Source organism: Arthrobacter sp. Leaf69, from assembly GCF_001422645.1.
Taxonomy (GTDB): Bacteria; Actinomycetota; Actinomycetes; order Actinomycetales; family Micrococcaceae; genus Arthrobacter.
The window spans coordinates 332,503-351,645 of the sequence record NZ_LMLR01000012.1 but is presented as its reverse complement, the minus strand read 5'-3'; the positions used below and the strand labels follow the sequence as shown (position 1 = coordinate 351,645).

Here is a 19,143-nt window from a genome sequence, read left to right as displayed (position 1 = left end):
GAATCTTGAACGGTCCATACTTTGAGAAAGAACGAGTACCAGCCATGACCAACATTTCAACGGAGTCCGGCGTGCACACTGGCAGCGAAGCCGGGCGCGCACCCGTTTCGGAAGGCTCGCCGGTCCTTGAGGCCGCAGCCCTGGCCGAGGAGACCATCGGGCTGGTACGCCACTGGCTCACCGAGGCAGCGAAGGTCCCGGTCGATGCCTCCGCCGAGCAGCTCGCCGGTGTCCTGAAGGATCCCAACGGACTTGACTTCACCGTCGGGTTCGTCGACGGCGTCGTCCGCCCCGAGGACCTGCAGGTCGCCGCCCGGAACCTCGCCGCACTGGCCCCGAAAGTCCCGGCCTTCCTGCCCTGGTACATGCGCAGCGCCGTCCGCCTCGGCGGCACCGTGGCGCCGGTCCTGCCCCAGGTGGTCATCCCGATTGCCCGCCGTGTGCTCCGTGAAATGGTGGGCCACCTCATCGTCGACGCCACCGACGCCAAGCTGGGCCCCGCCATCGCGAAGATCCGCAAGGACGGCATCAAGCTCAACGTCAATCTCCTCGGCGAGGCCGTGCTGGGCGAACATGAGGCCTCCCGCCGCCTCGAGGGAACCCACAAGCTCCTGTCCCGCCCCGACGTCGACTACGTCTCCATCAAGGTCTCCTCCACCGTTGCCCCCCACTCTCCTTGGGCATTCGATGAGGCCGTGGAGCACGTGGTGGAGAAGCTCACCCCGCTCTTCAGCCGCGCAGCCTCCTTCGCCAGCGGCGGCCAGGCCAAGTTCATCAACCTGGACATGGAGGAGTACAAGGACCTGGACATGACCATCGCGGTCTTCACCCGGATCCTGGACAAGCCCGAATTCAAGGACCTCGAGGCAGGCATCGTGCTGCAGGCCTACCTCCCGGACGCGCTCGCCGCCATGATCCGCCTGCAGGACTGGGCCGCCGCCCGCCGCGCCGACGGCGGCGCGGCCGTCAAGGTCCGCGTCGTTAAGGGCGCCAACCTGCCGATGGAACAGGTCGAGGCGTCCCTGCACGACTGGCCGCTGGCCACCTGGAACACCAAGCAGGACTCCGACACCAACTACAAGCGCGTCATCAACTACTCCCTGCACCCGGACCGGATCCGCAACATCCGGATCGGCGTCGCCGGCCACAACCTCTTCGACATCGCCTTCGCCTGGCTGCTCGCGAAACAGCGCGGCATTGCGGATACCGCACAGCAGAGTATCGAATTCGAGATGCTGCTCGGCATGGCCCAGGGCCAGGCCGAAGCCGTCAAGAAGGATGTCGGCTCGCTGCTGCTCTACACCCCGGTGGTCCACCCTGCCGAGTTCGACGTCGCGATCGCCTACCTGATCCGCCGGCTCGAGGAAGGCGCCAGCCAGGACAACTTCATGTCCGCGGTTTTCGAGCTCAGCGAAAACGAAGCCCTCTTCGACCGTGAGAAGCAGCGCTTCCTCGCCTCGCTCGCCAAGCTCGACGACGAGGTCCCGCCGCCCAACCGCCGGCAGAACCGCAGCCTTCCGGCCGAGCCGATGCCGCACGATTCCTTCGAGAACACACCGGACACCGACCCCTCGCTGCCGGCCAACCGCGACTGGGGACGTGCCATCCTGGAGCGGGTCCCCTCCTCCACCCTCGGCAACGCCGCCGTCGAGGCCGCCATGATCAACGACGAGGCGACCCTCAACGCGGTCATCGACACGGCCCTCGAGAAGGGCAAGGACTGGGGCGCACTCTCCGGTGACGAGCGTGCGGCGATCCTGCACCGCGCCGGCGACGTCCTGGAGGCCCGCCGCGCCGACCTCCTCGAGGTCATGGCCAGCGAAACCGGCAAGACCATCGACCAGGGCGACCCGGAAGTCAGCGAGGCAGTCGACTTCGCGCACTACTACGCCGAAGCGGCCCGCAAGCTCGACGTCGTCGACGGCGCCACGTTCGTCCCCGCGAAGCTCACCGTGGTGACGCCGCCGTGGAACTTCCCGGTGGCCATCCCCGCCGGCTCCACGCTCGCGGCCCTCGCCGCCGGGTCCGCCGTCGTCATCAAGCCCGCCAAGCAGGCGCGGCGCAGCGGTGCCGTGATGATCGAAGCGCTCTGGGAAGCCGGCGTCCCGCGCGACGTGCTCACCATGGTCCAGCTGGGCGAGCGTGAGCTGGGCCGGCAGCTGATCTCCCACCCCGCGGTGGACCGCGTCATCCTCACCGGCGGCTACGAGACCGCGGAACTGTTCCGTTCCTTCCGCCAGGACCTGCCATTGCTGGCCGAGACCAGCGGCAAGAACGCCATCATCGTCACCCCGAGCGCCGACCTTGACCTCGCAGCCAAGGACGTGGCGTACTCCGCGTTCGGCCACGCCGGGCAGAAGTGCTCCGCGGCCTCCCTGGTGATCCTGGTGGGATCAGTCGCCACGTCCAGGCGCTTCCACAACCAGCTGATCGATGCCGTCACCTCGCTCAAGGTGGGCTACCCCGAGGATCCCGCGAGCCAGATGGGTCCGATCATCGAACCCGCCAACGGCAAACTCCTCAACGCACTCACCACCCTGGGCGAAGGCGAAAGCTGGGCCGTCGAGCCCCGGAAGCTGGACGGCACGGGCAAGCTCTGGAGCCCGGGCGTCCGCTCCGGCGTCCGCCGCGGTTCCTACTTCCACCTCACCGAGTTCTTCGGCCCCGTCCTGGGTGTGATGACCGCGGAAACCCTTGAGGAGGCCATCGCCATCCAGAACCAGATCGAGTACGGACTCACTTCCGGGCTGCACTCGCTGAACCCGGTGGAAGTGGGCCTCTGGCTGGACACCGTCCAGGCCGGCAACCTGTACGTCAACCGCGGCATCACCGGCGCCATCGTGCAGCGCCAGCCCTTCGGCGGCTGGAAGAAATCCGCTGTCGGGGCCGGCACCAAGGCCGGCGGACCCAACTACCTCGTCGGGCTCAGCGAATGGGTCAGCGCTCCCAGCACCGCGGCCGGGGCCCCGGCGCACGCGGGTGTCCGCCGGATCGAACAGGCGGCCCGGGACTTCCTGGACGCCGTCGAGCTGGAATCGCTGGAGCGTGCCCTGGCGTCCGACGCCCTCGCCTGGGGTGAGGAATTCGGCACGGCCAAAGACGTCTCCGGGCTGAGCGCCGAACGGAACGTCTTCCGCTACCGCGCGCTTCCCGTCACGGTGCGGCTTTCCGAGGGCGAGCCCCTCGCCCGTTTGGTCCGCACGGTCTCCGCCGGTGTCCTGGCAGGCTCCGCGCTGACCGTGTCCACCGCCGTCGAGCTCCCCGCCCGGCTGCGCACCGTACTCTCCGGCCTCGGCATCGATCCCATCGTGGAGAACGACGCCGACTGGCTGGCCTCCGCGGGCAGGCTCGCCGGGGGGGCCAAGCTCGCCACTTCACGGATCCGGCTCATCGGCGGCAACGCCAAGGCACTGGCCGAGGCGACCGGCGGACGTCCCGACCTGGCGATCTATTTCCACCCGGTCACCGAAGCCGGACGCGTTGAGCTGCTGCCGTTCCTGCACGAGCAGGCCATCAGCATCACGGCGCACCGCTTTGGGACGCCCAACTTCATCTCGAACGGCCTGATCTAGGACACGCCCCGCTGTTCTGACTCCTCACGGGGAGACACAATCGAGCCGGGCGGCCACCCTCCAATGGTGGCCGCCCGGCTCGTTGTCTTTGGGAGCTCGTCGCCTGCGGGAGCTCGCCGCCCGCGGCTCAGCCGAAATACCAGCCGGGCGGAACCCACGAGGCGGGCACCGCGTGCGCGGAGAAGTCGTCGCAACCGGAGCAGAAGTACGTGACTTCGCCCAGTTTGTTGATGGAACCGTCCCTGTGATGGGTCGCAGGGACAAAAGTCTCAAGGTAGATGAACTCGTCGGTCCCGCAGCGCTCGCAATACGGGCTGCCGACATACTCGGCCTCAACCAGGGTGGTGGGATGCGGGTCAAGGCGTCCGAGGCTGGGGTGTTTGGCGGCAGTGCCGCGGTGTACGGCCTGGGTGAACGTGCCCACGGGCTTAAGGCTGCGGGCTGTCGATGTTGGGGGAGTGTGGGGTCGGTTTATGGCTGGCGTCATTGTCGGCCTATCCCGAACGCCTTCCGGAGGGCCGCCGCACGGCAGACACACAGGACAGCGTCCGTTACTCGAATCGTTGTCATAGGCCTCTGCTTGACCTTCAACACCCTCAAGGATATGTCAGGAATCCGAGTGGATCAATGGTATGCGTAAGTACGCAATCCGAGTAGGTACATCGCCGGGTACGCAGGTCCCGGGGGACCGCCGTCCCGCTGAAGCGACGTCCGCCGGCCCTTCACGCGGGGCGTTTGAGGGTCCGGCCCGCGATCGTCTGGGTCAGGGCCTCGATCACCTCGGTATTGGCCAGCGGGTTGCGGATCAGGGTGAAATCGACGTCGCCCACCGGTGGCAGCTCGAAACGCCGGGTGATGATCTTCAGGTCCTCCGGCACCAGTGAGGACGGCATAACCGCCACTCCGATGCCGGCCCGGACCGCGGCCAGCACGCCGCTGATCTGCCGCGTGGTGCAGGTGATGCGCCAGGTCCGGCCAGCGGATTCGAGGGCGTCGATGGCCAGCTTCCGGCTCAGGCTGGGGGAGGGGTAGGCAATCAGCGGCACGGGCTCGGCCGGGTCCAGCGAGGTCTGCTCCAGGCCCACCCAGGCGAAGGAGTCCTGCTGCACCACCGTGCCGTCTTTGGCCCCGGCCACCCACTTGACGAAAACGAGGTCCAGCTGGCCGGCGTTGAGCCGCTTGTAGAGCTGGTCGCTCTGGCCCACGGTCAGTTCCAGGTTGATCTGCGGGTAGACCTGCCGGAACTCCCGCAGGATCCTCGGCAGGCCCGTGATAGCAAGGTCGTCCGCCGTGCCGAAGCGCAACCGGCCGCGCATGGCTGATCCGGAGAAGTAGCGGGAGGCGGCATCGTGGGCGGACAGGATGCTGCGGGCGAAGCCGGCCATGGCGTCCCCGTTGTCGGTCAGGCGCACATCCCGGGTGTCCCGGGCCACCAGGACCCGCTTCGCGGCGGTCTCGAGCTTGCGCACATGCTGGCTGACCGTCGGCTGCGCGAGGCCAAGGCGTTCGGCGGCCTTGGTGAAGCTCAGCGTTTCGGCCACTGCCAGGAAGGATCGCAGCTGTGCCGGTTCGAACATGCGGGCTCCTGACCTGCGGCGAACTCTCGCCGCATTGCGTTCCGTAATGCTAGTTATGCGGTGAATAATCTTCCATAATCCGCTGCGGCCAGCCTAGCGTTAAGGCATCCCACTCACCCGCCCCCTTGAGGACTTTCCCGTGGCACCCCCTCCGCCCTTAGAGGCCAACGTCATTGCGTTGCCGGACACCAGCACCGCCCCACTCGCCGTCGTTAATGAGCCGCTGCCGTGGCGGCACACCTTCATTTCGCTGAAAGTCCGCAATTTCCGAATCTTCGCGATCGGGCACTTCATTGCCGTCATCGCCCTCTGGATGCAGCGGATTGCCCAGGACTGGCTGGTGCTCCAGCTCTCCGGTTCCGTCACCGCCGTCGGGATTACGGTGGCACTGCAGTTCCTACCCTCGCTGATCCTTGGCCCGTGGGGAGGCATGATGGCGGACCGTTTTGCGAAGCGCAAGATCCTGCTGCTGTGCCAGTCAGCGGCCGCGGTGCTGGCGGCCATCCTCGCGGTGCTGGCGCTCACCCAGCGGATCGAGGTCTGGCACGTCTACGTGATCGCCCTGGCCCTGGGCCTGGTCACGGTGCTGGACCAGCCCGCCCGCCAGGTCTTCGTCAACGAGCTCGTGGGGCCGGCCTACCTCCGGAACGCCATCAGCGTGAACTCCACAACGTTCCAGCTTGGCGGCCTGATCGGTCCGGCGCTCGCCGGGCTGCTGCTCACGGCTGTGGGCGCCGGCTGGGCATTCGCAGCCAACGCCGTCGCCTGCTGCTCCACCGTCGCGATGCTGCTCACGCTGCGGAAGGACCAGCTGCATATCAGCGCCCCGGCGCCCAAACGCAAGGGCATGCTGCGGGAAGGGCTGAATTACGCCCTGAGCAAGCCCACCATCTACTGGCCCTGGCTGATGGCCGGGTTTGTCGCGGTGTTCGCGATGAGCCTGCCGGTGCTGCTGGCCGCCTTCGCGGACCGCGTGTACGACGCCGGCGCCGGCGGCTACGGCCTGCTGAACGCCCTCGTGGCCCTCGGGGCGCTGGCCGGGGCGATCACGTCCGCCCGACGGCGCGAACTGCGCTTGCGCTCGGTGATGCTGGGGGCCGGCATGTACGGGCTCATGCTGTGCCTGGCCTCGCTGGCGCACTCCATGCTGTGGTTCGGGGTGGCGATGGTGCTGGCCGGGTTCTGGTGCCTCATGTTCCTGACCGCGGCCAACCAGCTGGTGCAGATCAGCTCCAACATGGCCATCCGCGGACGCGTGATGAGCCTGTACATCATGGTGCTGATCGGCGGGCAGGCCATCGGCGGCCCGATGATCGGCTGGCTGGCCGAGCACGTTGATCCGCACACGGCCATCCTGGTCTCCGGCGGGGTGCCGGCGCTTGCAGCGGCGACGGTCGCCGTCGTGCTGGCACGCAAGGACCAGCTGATGCTCAAGGTGGACCTGAAAGACCGGCGCAGGCTGCTGAAGATTGTCCGGAACCAGGGCCGGCCGGGGGCGGCTGCCACGCCATAGCCTTCGGCGCCGGTTTCCGCACCGAATTCTGCAGCGAAATAGGACAGCCGCTGCGTGGATCCACGCCGCGGCTGTCCTCATTCGTCGCGGAAAACCCAAAGAGGTGCCGCAACCCGGAAACCGGGCGTTAGTCCGTCAGCGTCAGGTGCGGGTACTCCGCTCCCCGCTGCTGGAACTGCAGCACATCCGGGTTGAGGACCACGCCGTCGCGGATTTCGATCGCGCGGCGGACGGTCTCGTTCGCGGTCCAGGCCTTGGGGCCGGTGATTACGGTTTCCAGGAACGGCAGCAGCGCTTCGCTGATCTCCCAGCTGGACGAGTTCCACAGGTAGGACGGGCTGTGGTCCACTGCGTAGTAATCGATGTGGTCCCCGACCTTGAACATCGGCTCCGCGAACGTGGTGGTTTTCGCCCAGCTGAAGCCCATGCCCTCGTCGCAGGAGACATCCACAATCAGGCTGCCGGGACGGAACGCGTCCAGGTCCTCGGTGCGCAGGTACGTCAGCGGCGCGTTCGGGTCCTGCAGGGTGCAATTGACCACGATGTCGCGCTCGGCGAGGAACGGCGCGAGCGGCACACGGCCGCGCTCGGTGATGACCTCGCTGAGGAACGGCGCTTTGTCGGCGTGGTCGAACTGCGCGATGCGTACCGAGTGGATGGGGGAGCCCACCGCGGCGACGCCGCGGTTGGTCAGCACCTGGACGTCGTGGATGCCGTGGGCGTTGAGCGCGGTCACCGCGCCGCGGGCAGTTGCCCCGAAGCCGATCACGACGGCGCTCAGGCGCCGGCCGTAGTCGCCAGTGGAACCGGTCAACGCCAGGGCGTGCAGGACCGAGCAGTAGCCGGCCAGCTCGTTGTTCTTGTGGAACACGTGCAGGCCGAAGCCGCCGTCGCTGGCCCAGTGGTTCATCGCTTCGAAGGCGATGAGGGTGAGCTTCTTGTCGATCGCCAGCTGGGTGATGGCCCGGTCCTGGACGCAGTGCGGCCAGCCCCAGAGGACCTGCCCGTCCCGCAGTTCGGCGAGGTCTTCGGGTTGCGGTTTGGGCAGGAGAACGACGTCGGCCTCGGCCAGCAGCTGCGTGCGGGGGACGATGCGCGCCACGAGCGGTGCCAGTTGGGCGTCCGAGACGCCGAAACGCTCGCCGTAGCCCTCCTCCAGGAGCATCTGCTGCCGGAGTTCCGGGGCGATGCGGTCAAGGTGGAGGGGGTGGATCGGGAGGCGCCGCTCGTCAGGCTTCCGCGTGCTGGCAAGGACTCCCAGGGTGAGAAGGTTCAAGGTGCCGCTCACTTCTTTTTGGGACTCGCAGGCTTGGAGCTGGTGGCCTTTTCCAGGGAGCTGGGCGGCGCTGCGGCGCTCCTCTTATCGGCGCGCTTTTCCTTGATGGACTTGCCGGATTTCTTGGATGCTGCTTGACGGGGGGACTTGTCAGCCATGATCGCTCCTGTAGCGGAACCGAAGAGGTTCCTGACTTCGAACGATACAGGTAGCGACCTAACGGCTTCTGGGACGTCCGCCGGACGGCGTTCTGCAGGGTGGGATCTGCACGGCGAGGTTTTGCAGGGGAGTTGGAGCGGCTGACGGGAATCGAACCCGCGTATCAAGCTTGGGAAGCTAGCGCTCTACCATTGAGCTACAGCCGCAGTGGGACTGGCCAGAATGCTGGGCCTGGTCCCTTGGAACAACGAGATTTACCTTACCCCAGCCGCGGGCGTTCTCCGAACAGGTCGCGCGGCGGAAATCGTGGGCCGCGCACTGCACGGTTTGCCACATATGGCCGTTAAGCCGCCCGGCTGAGCGGCCATATGTGGCGAACGGGCGGGGTGGCCCGCAGCGGGGCCTTGACCGTACGAGATGGCCGCGGCTTCGCCGGACCCTGCATGCGTCACCAGCGGAGCGTCATGGCCGTCGCGGCGCCCGGACCTCTATAGCCTAGATCCATGACTGTTCTCCCGAGGGAAGGCCGACGGTGGTAAAAGACCCCGCGCTGCCGCTGGACGCCGACCCCGTGCTGCCGCTGGACGCCGACCCCGTGCTGCCGCTGGACGCCGACCCCGTGCTGCCGCTGGACGCCGAAACGGATGCCGGATTGGCCGCCGACCCCGCAGGCGAATCCGCCGTTCCCCGGCCGACCCCTCGGCACCAGCAGCTCATCGTTACGATCTACGGCCTCTACGGGCGGCCCAACGGCGGCGCACTGCCCGTCTCGGCGCTGATTTCCATGCTGGACGATCTCGGCGTCGAGTCTTCCGGAGTGCGGTCCTCCGTGTCCCGGCTCAAGCGCCGCGGAGTGCTGGAAAGTGTGAGGCAGGGCGGCGTGGCCGCCTACCGGCTGGCCCCCAACCTGGAGGATGTCTTCCAGGAGGGCGACCGCCGCATCTTTTCGCCGCGTCGGGCGACGGCGGCCGACCGGTGGCTCCTCATCGCCTTCTCCGTCCCGGAATCCCAGCGCCACCTCCGCCACCAGCTGCGGAGCACGCTGACGCGGATGGGCTTCGGCTCCGTGACGCCCGGGCTCTGGATTGCCCCGGGCAACACCTACGAGGACATCAGCCACCAGCTCGAGCGGGCAGGACTGACGGAATACGTGGAGTTCTTCAAGGCCGAGCACCTGACCGCCGGGGACGTCAAGGACAAGGTTTCCCGCTGGTGGGACCTGCCGGCTTTGGAATCCCTCTACGCGGAATTCATCGAACGCTTCGCTCCCGTGCTGGACCGCTGGGAATCACCGGGCGCACCGGCGCCGGGGCCCGACGCCGACCGGTCCGCCTTCGCGGACTACGTCCAGTTGCTCACCCAGTGGCGCCGGCTGCCGTATCTGGACCCGGGCCTTCCGGAGGAGTTCCTGCCGCCGGGCTGGCACGGGCTGACCGCGGAGCGGATTTTCGCGGAACTCCACCGTCTCCTGAACGGCCCGGCCCGCCAGCATGCCGAGCGGCTGCTGGGGGCCACGGGCAGTTCCGGAACTGCGTAGCGTTAACGCTCCCGCTTAGCCCTGGCCAGACACGACGGCGATGGCCTGGATCTCGATCAGCGCCTCGGCCTGCCATAGCCGCGTCACGCCGACGCCGGCCATCGCGGGATAGTCGGTGCCTGCCATCTCGCGCCAGATCCGTCCGATTTCGCGGCCGTTTTTCTGGTAGTCCTCGACGTCGGTGAGATAAATGGTGACGTTGACCAGGTCAGAGGGCATGCCTCCGGCTTCGGCCAGGGTGGTGAGGACGTTGGAGAAACACTGGCGGAACTGCTCCACGATGCCGCCGGGAACAATGTCCCCGTTGCTGTCCATGGCCGTCTGGCCGCCCAGGTACACGGTGTTGCCGGCCGCGATGCCGTGGGCGAAGCCGGAGGGCTTGGCCAGCGCTGCGGGGTTGATGACCTTGTGGTTCATGGTGGCTCCTCATTGAGTCGGCGGTGCTGTGGAAATCCAAGGGTTGGAACTGCGAACGGGCGGATCCGGCACATCTGCCGGTCTACCCAAACTGGTGAATCCGTGTTAACTTGAGCATATGTGACGACCGTAAAAATGTCGACATACCCTCTCGGGGGATGGCATAGTTTGCACGTCACCGGAATCGGCAATGGGGCCGGTTCCGCCGTCGAACCGGAAGTGAAGAATCATGCGCCTTGCGACCGTCATTACGGCAGCCCGCGACGCCAGCGGTGGCCCCGTCACCCGCGCCGCCGTCCAGTCCGGGGAGCGTTTTGTGCTCCTGCCCGCACGCGACCTCAGTGAACTGCTGGGAAGCGCCGGCTGGCGGGAGCAGGCAGCTGCGGCCGTTGCCGCCGCGGAAACTTCCGACGGCGTCCCGGGCGGCTCCATTCCCGCACATGACGCCCGGTTCGCCACCGTGCTGCCGCGCCCGTCCAAGGTCATCTGCTGCGGCCTGAACTACGCGGACCACATCGCGGAAATGGGCCGGGAGGTGCCGGAATATCCCACCCTGTTCGCCAAGTACGCGGACACGCTGATCGGCGACGGCGAGGTCATCGACGCCGCAGGGCACGGCGCCAAGGTTGACTGGGAAGCCGAACTGGCGGTCGTCGTCGGAGCCCCGCTCAAGAATGCGTCGCCGGAGGAGGCCGCCGCCGCGATCGCCGGCTACACCGTGGCGAACGACATCTCCCTGCGCGACTGGCAGAGCCGCACCCTGCAGTGGTTCCAGGGCAAGGCCTTCGACCGCACCACCCCGCTGGGTCCCGTGCTGGTGACCCCGGACGAATGCGACCCCGAAGCCGGCGTCCGGGTCCGCTGCCTGGTCAACGGCGAAGAGGTCCAGAACGGCAACACCAAGACCCTCGTCTTTACCGCGGCCGCGCTACTGTCCTACATCTCCACCTTCACCCGGCTGAGCCCCGGCGACGTGGTCCTCACCGGCACCCCCGGCGGCGTGGGCATGGGGGCCAACCCGCCGCGCTTCCTGCACGACGGCGACGTCGTCACCACCGAAGTCGAGGGCATCGGCACCCTCACCAACACGGTCCGTCTCTAATCCCAGCAAGCCACCAAACAGACCCGCCATACAGAGAGGTATCACCATGACAGAACAGATCACCGAACATGTTGTCCCCGTCGTGACCCGCAAGGGCGCCGAGCACCGCGACACCGGCCAGTCCGGCGGGGCCGTCCGGATCTCCGGCGTCAGCACGCAGCACACTCCTGCTACAAAGATTTGGTACGGCCAGGTCAGCAACGAACCCGGCTACCGCTCCTTCCCGCACCACCACGGCGAAGCCGAGACCGGCGGTTACGTGCTCCGCGGCCACGGCCGGATCTACTTCGGCGAAGACTACAAGGAATTCATCGACATGACCGAGGGCGACTGGGTCTTCGTCCCGCCGTATATGCCGCACGTCGAAGCGAACATGAGCGTCACTGAGGAACTCGTCTGGCTCACCGCACGCACCCCGGAGAACATCGTGGTGAACCTCGACGACGTCGACGACTCCACCCTCGAAGGGTACCGCCGGGTATGAATCCCACTTCGGAAATCCTCCTGTCCGCCCTCGAACTGACGCCGGTGGAGCCGGACTTCCTCGACGAGGCCTACACCGCCACCACACAGTACGTGCCGTGGCCCAAGGCGTACGGCGGGGACATGGTGGCCCAGGCCGCCGCCGCGGCGATGCGCTCGGTGGGGGACGACCGCTCGCTGCACTCGATGCACAGTTACTTCATGCGGCCCGCGGATATCGGCGCGGAGGTCCGCTACGAGGTGGAACGCCTCCGCGACGGACGTGGCTACTCCACTCGGCAGGTCCGCGCCTACCAGGGCGGCAGGACCGTCTACGTGGCCATGGCCTCCTTCCACGCGGAGGAGGCAGGCGAGGAATTCGCCCGTGCCATGCCGGCCGGGATCCCGGATCCGGAGTCGCTGCCGTCCTCGGCCGACGTGCTCGACGGCGTCGAAGGCGACGCCGCGGCCTACTGGTCCGGCGGCCGCAGCTTCGACATGCGGCACGTTCCGGGGGCCGTCTACCTCAGCGTCGAGGGGGAGCAGGTGCCGCACCAGGCCGTCTGGGTGAAGGCGTTCGACCAGCTGCCGGATGACCCGGACCTGCAGCGAGCCGCCCTGGCCTACGTCTGTGACTACACCATCCTGGAACCGGTGCTCCGGGTGCACGGCTACGCCTGGGGCGACCCGGGCCTGGTTACGGCCAGCCTGGACCACGCCATGTGGTTCCACCGTGAAGGCCGGGTGGACGACTGGCTGCTCTACGTGCAGGAAGCCGTTTCCGCCCAGGCCAGCCGCGGCCTGGCGCAAGGACACTTCTACGACCGGCAGGGCCGGCTCCTCGCCACCGTGGTGCAGGAAGGCATGATCCGGATGTCGACTGCTCCGTAGCTGCCCTTTCGGACCGCCAAAACGGCCGTTCGGAGCAATCGATGAGCCCTTCCCCTCTTATCAATGACGATATGAAAGGTCTGCAATGGAACTGACGCCCTCGGCGCACCGGGACACCTTTGCACGTGACAATCTGCCCCCGGCGGAGCAGTGGCCCGCGCTGGAGTTCACCCTCCCGGAACTGCAGTACCCGCAGCAGCTCAACGCCGCCACCGCGCTGATTGACGACGCCGTCCGCAGTTTCGGTGCCGACCGCCCGGCCCTGCTCACCCCCGACGGCGGTTCCTGGAGCTACGGGGAACTGCAGCGCCGCGCCAACCAGGTGGCCCAGGTCCTTGTCGAGGACTTCGGGATCGTCCCCGGGAACCGCGTCATGCTGCGCTCGCCGAACAACCCGTGGCTCGTCGCGGCCTGGCTCGGGGTGCTCAAGGCCGGCGCGGTGGCGGTCACCATCATGCCGGCCCTGCGCGGCAACGAGATCCGGACCCTGCTGGAACTGACCCGGCCGGCCGCCGCCCTGTGCGACAGCAGGTTCCTCGATGATCTGGCCGAGGCCGCCGGAAACGACGTGCCGGTGCTGGCCATGGGGGGCAGCACCGGCACGGACCTCGACGCCCGCTGCGCCGCCAAGAGCGGCGAATTCACCGACGTCGCGACGGCGGCGGACGACGTCGCGCTGCTGGGCCCGACGTCGGGCACCACCGGGACGCCGAAGATCACCATGCACTTCCACCGGGACATCCTCGCCAACGCGGACACCTTCGCCCGGCACGTCCTGGCGCCGACGCCGGACGACGTCTTCGCGGGCTCCCCGCCGCTGGCCTTCACCTTCGGACTGGGCGGCCTGGTGGTTTTCCCGCTGCGCTTCGGCGCCGCCGCGCTGCTGACCGAACGCGCCACCCCGCTGGAGCTGGCGCAGGCCGTGCACGCGGCGCAGGCCACCATCCTGTTCACCGCCCCGACCGCCTACAAGGCCATCCTCAAGGAAGGCGCCGAGGGGCTCCTCGCCAGCCTCCGCACCGCCGTCTCGGCCGGCGAGCACCTGCCGGCCGAAACCTGGCGCGCCGTCCATGAACGCACCGGGCTGAAGCTGGTCAACGGCATCGGCGCCACCGAAATGCTGCACGTCTTCATCTCCGCGGCAGGGGACGATATCCGCGCCGGTGCCACCGGAACGGCCGTCCCCGGTTACCGGGCCACCATCCTGGACGAGGACGGCCGGGAACTCGGCCCGAACGCCGTCGGACGCCTCGCAGTCATCGGCCCCACCGGCTGCCGCTATCTCAACGACTCCCGCCAGGAGGACTACGTCGTCAACGGCTGGAACGTCACCGGAGACACCTTCAGCCGGGACGACGACGGCTACTTCTACTACCAGGCACGCTCCGACAACATGATCGTGTCCTCCGGCTACAACATCGGCGCCCCGGAGGTCGAAGCGGCCATTGACCAGCACCCGGACGTGATGGAGAACGCCGTGGTGGGCCGGCCCGACCCGGAGCGCGGCAGCGTAGTCTGCGCCTTCATCGTGCTGCGCGAGGGCGTCGAGGCCGATGACGCGAAGCGCAAGGAAATCCAGGACTTCGTCAAGCAGGCCATCGCCCCGTACAAGTACCCGCGCCAGGTGAACTTTGTTGACGGCCTGCCCCGCAACCCCAGCGGCAAACTCCAGCACTTCCGGCTGCGTGAACAGCTGGCCGCTGACACCGCCGCCCCCGAACACCAGAACGTTTGAGAGGCACCACATGAAAATTGCAATCATCGGCGGCGGTCCGGGCGGACTGTACTTCGCCGCACTCATGAAGCAGCTGGACCCGAACCACGATGTCACGGTCTGGGAACGCAACGCCGCGAGCGACACCTTCGGCTTCGGCGTCGTCTTCAGCGACGAGACCCTCGGCGGAATCGGCAACGCGGACACCGTGATCGCCGAGTACATGTCCGAGCGCTTCGCCCGCTGGACCGACATCGACATCCACTTCCAGGGCCAGCAGCACACCGTCGGCGGCCAGGGCTTCGCCGCCATGAGCCGCAAGGAGCTGCTCGAGCTGCTGCAGCGGCGCTGCGCCGAACTCGGTGTCGACCTGCGGTTCAGCACGCTGGCGCCCGACGTCGAGGAACTCAGCCGGGACTACGACCTGGTGCTCGCTGCGGACGGCCTGAACTCCGCCGTCCGCTCCCGCTTCGCCGAGGTCTTCCGGCCCAGCCTGGACGTCCGCAAGTCCAAGTACATGTGGCTCGGCACCGACCTCGTCTTCGAGGCATTCAAGTTCTTCGTCAAGGACACCGAGCACGGCGTGATGCAGATCCACGGCTACCCTTACTCGGACGAGGGCAGCACCTTCATCGTCGAAATGCACGAGGACGTCTGGCGCAACGCCGGCTTCGACGCTACCGAGCACCAGCCGTTCCGGCCCGGAGAAAGCGACGAGGCGGCCGTGGACGCCATCCGCACAATTTTCGCCGAGGAGCTCGAGGGCCACGAGGTCCTGGTCAACAACTCCAAGTGGATCAACTTCACCACGGTCCGCAACGAGTCCTGGCGGCACGGCAACATCGTGCTCCTCGGCGACGCTGCCCACACGGCGCACTTCTCCATCGGGTCCGGCACCAAGCTGGCCATGGAGGACTCCCTCGCGCTGGCGGCCTGCCTACACGAGCACTCCGAGCTTGAGGCCGCCCTGGAGGCGTACGAAACGGAGCGCCGGCCGGTGGTCGAATCCACCCAGCGCGCCGCGCAGGCGTCGCTGGAATGGTTCGAGAACATCGGCATGTACAAGGACCAGAACCCGGTGCAGTTCTGCTTCAACCTGCTCACCCGGAGCCGCCGGATCACGTACGACAACCTCAAACTGCGCGACCCCGAGTTCGCCGCCCGGGTGGATGAGGAATTCGCCCACACGCAGGGCATTGTGGGCAGCGCCCCGGCCATGTTCCAGCCGTACCGGATCGGCGGGCTGGAACTGAAGAACCGGATCGTCGTCTCACCGATGGACATGTACTCCGCCACCGACGGCGTCCCGGGCAACTTCCACCTGGTCCACCTGGGGAGCAAGGCCCTTGGCGGCGCCGGCCTGGTGATGACCGAAATGGTCTGCGTATCGGAGACCGGGCGCATCACGCCGGGCTGTAGCGGCCTCTACACCGAGGCCCAGCAGGAGAGCTGGCGAGAGATCGTCGACTTCGTGCACAGCCGTTCGACGGCGGCGATCGGCGCCCAGCTGGGGCACTCCGGCCGGAAAGGCTCCACCAAACTCATGTGGGAAGGCATCGACGAGCCGCTCCCCGAGGGCGGCTGGGAGCCGGTGGGCCCCTCGGCCGTCCCCTACGGCCCGGACAGCCCGGCGCCGCGCGAAATCAGCCGCGCCGAAATGGACCAGGTCCGGGACGAGTTCGTAGCCGCGACCGTGCGTGCGGCCGCCGCGGGTTTCGACCTGCTGGAGCTGCACTGCGCACACGGCTACCTGCTCTCCTCATTCCTCTCGCCGCTGGCCAACCGGCGCGGCGACGAATACGGCGGATCGCTCGAGAACCGGCTGCGTTACCCGCTGGAGGTGTTCGACGCCGTCCGCGCCGCGTGGCCCGCTGACAAGCCGCTCACCGTCAGGCTTTCGGCGACGGACTGGGCCCCCGGCGGCAACGACGAGCACGACGCCGTCGCGATCGCCCGGGCGTTCGTGGAGCACGGCGCCGACGGCGTGGACGTCTCCTCCGGCCAGGTGGTCAAGGAGGAGAAACCCGCCTACGGCCGCAGCTACCAGACCCCGTTCGCGGACCGCATCCGGCAGGAGGTGGCCCACAAGGCAGGCGTGGCGGTGATCGCCGTCGGGGCCGTGTCCTCCTACGACGACGTCAACTCGATCCTGCTGGCGGGCCGCGCGGACCTCTGCGCCCTTGGCCGCACGCACCTGTTTGATCCGCAGTGGACCCTGCATGCGGCGATCGAGCAGGACTACCGCGGGCCCGGCGCCGACTGGCCGCAGCAGTTCCGGGCCGGCAGCCGGAAGCCGCCGGCGGCCCGCACCGACGCGGTCCGGCCCCGGCTGGCGCTCGTGCGGGAGCCGGAGACCGCCGAGCTGCCCACCCACCTGCGCTGGACGCCGGCGAAAGTGCCGGCGTCGGTATAGGCGGCCGGGAGAACCGGCTGGAGAACCGCTGCCCGGCGCCTCAACGGGGCGGTGCCGGGCAGCGTCCCCGGCGGCTCAGTCCTGGCTGGAACCCCCGCGGGCGGTGACTTTGGCCGTAAATTCCGCCGGCCACGGGGTGGCCGCCGTTCCGCCCTGTGCCACATGGGCCGTGACGAACGATCCGTGGGCGGCGAGGACGCGGGGTTCGCCCCGGAACTCCTCGCCCCACACTTCAAAGCTGAACGTCATGGACGTGCGGCCGATTTTCTCCACCACTACGGTGGTGGTGACCTGCTGGCCGAAGTACAACTTCGCCCGGTAGTTGAGCTCGTGGCGAACCCGCGGCGCCAACGGGAAATACTCCGGCAGCTCCAGGTCCCGGAACAGCTTGGCCTCGCAGGCCTCGACCAAGCGGAGCACCGCCGAATTGTGCTGGTGCCCCGCGGCATCCGTATCCACCCATTCAATGGTCCGGACCAGGGTTGCCGTCGCAGCAGCGCGGGGGAGGGACTGGGTGGAGTTCATGGAAGCCGCCTGGAAGTTCGAAGAGCAATTCAGCACAGAGCAGTCAGCAACAGGGCAAGCAGCAACAGGGCCGTCAGCAACTTTGCAGTCAGTCAACAGTGCAGTACCCAACCGGTGCATTACTCAATGGAAGGTAAGTCCATGGTAGTAGCTTCATACGTTTCCCCCGGCGCCGTGGAGGCGCCCCGGGAGTCCTCCGGCACGGTCCAGCAGGTGGCCGGGACCGTCGCACAGCTCGTTGGCCGGACCCTGGCGGGGCTCGGCGTCGGGCACGTCTTTGGCGTGGTCGGCAGCGGCAACTTCGAGGTCACCAACGCCCTCCGCGAGGCCGGGGTGCCGTTCACCGCAGCCCGGCACGAAGGCGGCGCCGCCACAATGGCCGACGCCTACGCCCGGATGTCGGGCCGGGTGGGGGTGGTCAGCACCCACCAGGGCTGCGGGCTGAGCAACGCCGTCACCGGGATCGGGGAAGCCGCCAAGAGCCGCACGCCGCTGATCGTGCTGACCGCCGACACCCAGGCCTCCGCGGTCCGTTCCAACTTCAAAATCGACCAGGACGCCCTCGCCCGGAGCGTCGGAGCCGTGAGCGAGCGCATCCACTCCCCGGCCACCGCCGTCGCGGACACCCTGCGGGCGTTCCGCACGGCGCGGAACGAACGCCGCACCGTGGTGCTCAACCTGCCCCTCGACGTCCAGTCCGCACCGGCACCGGGGCAGGCGCTGGCCGCGCACCCCGCAGCAGTCGCCGACGCCCAGCCGGTCCGCCCCGCGGCCACCAGCGTCCGGCGCCTGGCGCACCTGATCAACGCCGCGGAACGCCCGGTCTTTGTGGCGGGCCGCGGGGCGCGGACGGCCCGGGAAGAACTGCTGGAGCTGGCCGCCCACGCCGGTGCGCTGGTGGCCACGTCCGCAGTGGCCAACGGGCTGTTCCATGACGAGGACTTCAGTCTCGGGATCTCCGGCGGATTCTCCTCACCGCTCAGCGCCGAGCTGATCCAGGGCGCCGACCTGATTGTTGGTTGGGGCTGTGCCTTGAATATGTGGACCATGCGGCACGGCCACCTCATCTCGGACGGGACGGCCGTGGTGCAGGTCGACGTCGAGGATTCCGCTCTCGGCGCCAACCGGCACGTCGACCTGGGGGTGGTCGGGGATGCCGCGCTGACCGCCGCGGATGTCCTCGCGGAGCTGCGGACGCTGCAGCCCGACCCGGCCGAGCGGTACCGCACCCCGCGGAACGCCGCGGCCATCGCGGAACGCTCGCGCTGGAACGACGTCGAAACGCCGGACCTCTCCGGCGGTGGACGGATCGACCCCCGCGTGCTGAGCCGCGAACTGGACGCGATCCTGCCTGCGGAACGGATCGTCTCGATCGACTCCGGCAACTTCATGGGCTATCCCAGCACCTATCTGAAGGTCCCGGATGAGTTCGGCTTCTGTTTCACTCAGGCCTTCCAGTCGATCGGGCTGGGGCTGTCCACAGCGATCGGGGCCGCGCTGGCCCGGCCGGACCGCTTGCCGGTGCTGGGCGCCGGGGACGGCGGATTCCTGATGGGCATCAGCGAACTGGAGACCGCGGTCCGGCTGGGCCTGCCACTTGTCTGCATCATCTACAACGACGCCGGCTACGGCGCGGAAGTCCACCACTTCGGCGCCGCGCACGACGGCGGCTCCGCCGTCGATCTCGGCACTGTCACGTTCCCGGACACGAACATCGCCGCGATCGCCCGGGGCTTCGGTGCGGACGCCGTGACGGTGCGCGGCGTGGCCGATCTTGAGGACGTCCGTGCCTGGGTGGGAGCGCGTCCCTCCCGTCCGCTGGTCATCGATGCCAAGATCGCCTCCGACGGCGGCGCCTGGTGGCTCGCCGAGGCGTTCAAGGGCCACTGACGGTCCCATTACTGGCTGACGATCGTTACACAAACGATATATGCTGATTTGTTTACTGTCGGAATCAAAGCGTGACACAGTGGGCACAGCATGTG

General features: G+C 68.0%; 15 protein-coding genes and 1 tRNA gene. 9 read left to right on the top strand and 7 right to left on the bottom strand.

Annotated features, from left to right (window positions below):
• Window positions 1–44: 44 nt before the first annotated feature.
• Window positions 45–3,572 carry a bifunctional proline dehydrogenase/L-glutamate gamma-semialdehyde dehydrogenase gene (locus tag ASE96_RS12950; RefSeq protein ID WP_056430938.1) on the top strand — a complete coding sequence of 1,176 codons (3,528 nt, stop codon included), beginning with the start codon at window positions 45–47 and terminating at the stop codon, window positions 3,570–3,572.
• A 127-nt stretch (window positions 3,573–3,699) separates the two neighbouring features.
• Here the strand turns inward: ASE96_RS12950 and ASE96_RS12945 are convergent, their stop codons facing one another.
• Together ASE96_RS12945 and ASE96_RS12940 are read right to left on the bottom strand one after the other, a co-directional pair.
• Window positions 3,700–3,996, bottom strand: a complete 297-nt coding sequence (locus ASE96_RS12945; protein WP_082492723.1) for a hypothetical protein — start codon at window positions 3,994–3,996, stop codon at window positions 3,700–3,702.
• 298 nt (window positions 3,997–4,294) lie between these two features.
• Window positions 4,295–5,149 (bottom strand): LysR substrate-binding domain-containing protein, encoded by an 855-nt coding sequence (locus ASE96_RS12940; protein ID WP_056430929.1) that lies wholly within the window; start codon window positions 5,147–5,149, stop codon window positions 4,295–4,297.
• Window positions 5,150–5,288: 139 nt separating this feature from the next.
• Between ASE96_RS12940 and ASE96_RS12935 the strand changes: the two genes are divergently transcribed.
• Window positions 5,289–6,662 (top strand): MFS transporter, encoded by a 1,374-nt coding sequence (locus tag ASE96_RS12935; RefSeq protein WP_056430926.1) that lies wholly within the window; start codon window positions 5,289–5,291, stop codon window positions 6,660–6,662.
• Between the two features lie 127 nt (window positions 6,663–6,789).
• Here the strand turns inward: ASE96_RS12935 and ASE96_RS12930 are convergent, their stop codons facing one another.
• The 3 genes from ASE96_RS12930 to ASE96_RS12925 all read right to left on the bottom strand — a co-directional run bounded on the left by ASE96_RS12930 (window position 6,790) and on the right by ASE96_RS12925 (window position 8,303).
• A complete protein-coding gene (locus ASE96_RS12930) occupies window positions 6,790–7,938 on the bottom strand; it encodes a N(5)-(carboxyethyl)ornithine synthase (RefSeq protein WP_442853896.1) in 1,149 nt (382 codons plus the stop codon).
• Window positions 7,939–7,946: 8 nt separating this feature from the next.
• Window positions 7,947–8,096 carry a hypothetical protein gene (locus tag ASE96_RS19385; protein WP_200913051.1) on the bottom strand — a complete coding sequence of 50 codons (150 nt, stop codon included), beginning with the start codon at window positions 8,094–8,096 and terminating at the stop codon, window positions 7,947–7,949.
• Between the two features lie 133 nt (window positions 8,097–8,229).
• Window positions 8,230–8,303: transfer RNA gene (locus ASE96_RS12925), tRNA-Gly, on the bottom strand.
• A gap of 326 nt (window positions 8,304–8,629) precedes the next feature.
• On the opposite strand from ASE96_RS12925, the gene ASE96_RS12920 reads away from it, so the two are divergent.
• Window positions 8,630–9,634, top strand: coding sequence for a PaaX family transcriptional regulator (locus ASE96_RS12920; protein ID WP_235500247.1), 1,005 nt, complete (start codon window positions 8,630–8,632; stop codon window positions 9,632–9,634).
• Between the two features lie 15 nt (window positions 9,635–9,649).
• On the opposite strand, the gene ASE96_RS12915 is transcribed toward ASE96_RS12920, so the two are convergent.
• Window positions 9,650–10,051, bottom strand: coding sequence for a RidA family protein (locus ASE96_RS12915; protein ID WP_056430920.1), 402 nt, complete (start codon window positions 10,049–10,051; stop codon window positions 9,650–9,652).
• 229 nt (window positions 10,052–10,280) lie between these two features.
• Between ASE96_RS12915 and ASE96_RS12910 the strand changes: the two genes are divergently transcribed.
• The 5 genes from ASE96_RS12910 (at window position 10,281) to ASE96_RS12890 (ending at window position 16,633) form a co-directional block, all read left to right on the top strand.
• Entirely contained in the window at window positions 10,281–11,153 is an 873-nt protein-coding gene (locus ASE96_RS12910; protein ID WP_056430917.1) for a fumarylacetoacetate hydrolase family protein, read from the top strand.
• A gap of 46 nt (window positions 11,154–11,199) precedes the next feature.
• Window positions 11,200–11,637, top strand: a complete 438-nt coding sequence (locus ASE96_RS12905; protein WP_056430914.1) for a cupin domain-containing protein — start codon at window positions 11,200–11,202, stop codon at window positions 11,635–11,637.
• Window positions 11,634–12,506, top strand: a complete 873-nt coding sequence (locus tag ASE96_RS12900; protein ID WP_056430912.1) for an acyl-CoA thioesterase — start codon at window positions 11,634–11,636, stop codon at window positions 12,504–12,506. Before ASE96_RS12905 ends, ASE96_RS12900 begins: the two co-directional genes overlap by 4 nt.
• A gap of 85 nt (window positions 12,507–12,591) precedes the next feature.
• A complete protein-coding gene (locus ASE96_RS12895; RefSeq protein ID WP_056430909.1) occupies window positions 12,592–14,241 on the top strand; it encodes an AMP-binding protein in 1,650 nt (549 codons plus the stop codon).
• A 10-nt stretch (window positions 14,242–14,251) separates the two neighbouring features.
• Entirely contained in the window at window positions 14,252–16,633 is a 2,382-nt protein-coding gene (locus tag ASE96_RS12890; RefSeq protein ID WP_056430906.1) for a bifunctional salicylyl-CoA 5-hydroxylase/oxidoreductase, read from the top strand.
• Between the two features lie 75 nt (window positions 16,634–16,708).
• Here the strand turns inward: ASE96_RS12890 and ASE96_RS12885 are convergent, their stop codons facing one another.
• The gene (locus tag ASE96_RS12885; RefSeq protein ID WP_056430903.1) at window positions 16,709–17,158 is read right to left on the bottom strand and encodes an acyl-CoA thioesterase; all 450 of its coding nucleotides are present in this window, start codon (window positions 17,156–17,158) and stop codon (window positions 16,709–16,711) included.
• Window positions 17,159–17,299: 141 nt separating this feature from the next.
• On the opposite strand from ASE96_RS12885, the gene ASE96_RS12880 reads away from it, so the two are divergent.
• The gene (locus ASE96_RS12880) at window positions 17,300–19,048 is read left to right on the top strand and encodes a thiamine pyrophosphate-binding protein (RefSeq protein ID WP_082492722.1); all 1,749 of its coding nucleotides are present in this window, start codon (window positions 17,300–17,302) and stop codon (window positions 19,046–19,048) included.
• The last annotated feature ends 95 nt before the right edge of the window (window positions 19,049–19,143 follow it).

Bases quoted from the DNA above. Each gene is read 5' to 3' on its own strand.
- ASE96_RS12950 (WP_056430938.1), top strand. From the start codon at position 45: ATGACCAACATTTCAACGGAGTCCGGCGTGCACACTGGCAGCGAAGCC.
- ASE96_RS12940 (WP_056430929.1), bottom strand. From the start codon at position 5,149: ATGTTCGAACCGGCACAGCTGCGATCCTTCCTGGCAGTGGCCGAAACG.
- ASE96_RS19385 (WP_200913051.1), bottom strand. From the start codon at position 8,096: ATGGCTGACAAGTCCCCCCGTCAAGCAGCATCCAAGAAATCCGGCAAG.
- ASE96_RS12915 (WP_056430920.1), bottom strand. From the start codon at position 10,051: ATGAACCACAAGGTCATCAACCCCGCAGCGCTGGCCAAGCCCTCCGGC.
- ASE96_RS12910 (WP_056430917.1), top strand. From the start codon at position 10,281: ATGCGCCTTGCGACCGTCATTACGGCAGCCCGCGACGCCAGCGGTGGC.
- ASE96_RS12905 (WP_056430914.1), top strand. From the start codon at position 11,200: ATGACAGAACAGATCACCGAACATGTTGTCCCCGTCGTGACCCGCAAG.
- ASE96_RS12900 (WP_056430912.1), top strand. From the start codon at position 11,634: ATGAATCCCACTTCGGAAATCCTCCTGTCCGCCCTCGAACTGACGCCG.
- ASE96_RS12895 (WP_056430909.1), top strand. From the start codon at position 12,592: ATGGAACTGACGCCCTCGGCGCACCGGGACACCTTTGCACGTGACAAT.
- ASE96_RS12890 (WP_056430906.1), top strand. From the start codon at position 14,252: ATGAAAATTGCAATCATCGGCGGCGGTCCGGGCGGACTGTACTTCGCC.
- ASE96_RS12885 (WP_056430903.1), bottom strand. From the start codon at position 17,158: ATGAACTCCACCCAGTCCCTCCCCCGCGCTGCTGCGACGGCAACCCTG.
- ASE96_RS12880 (WP_082492722.1), top strand. From the start codon at position 17,300: ATGGTAGTAGCTTCATACGTTTCCCCCGGCGCCGTGGAGGCGCCCCGG.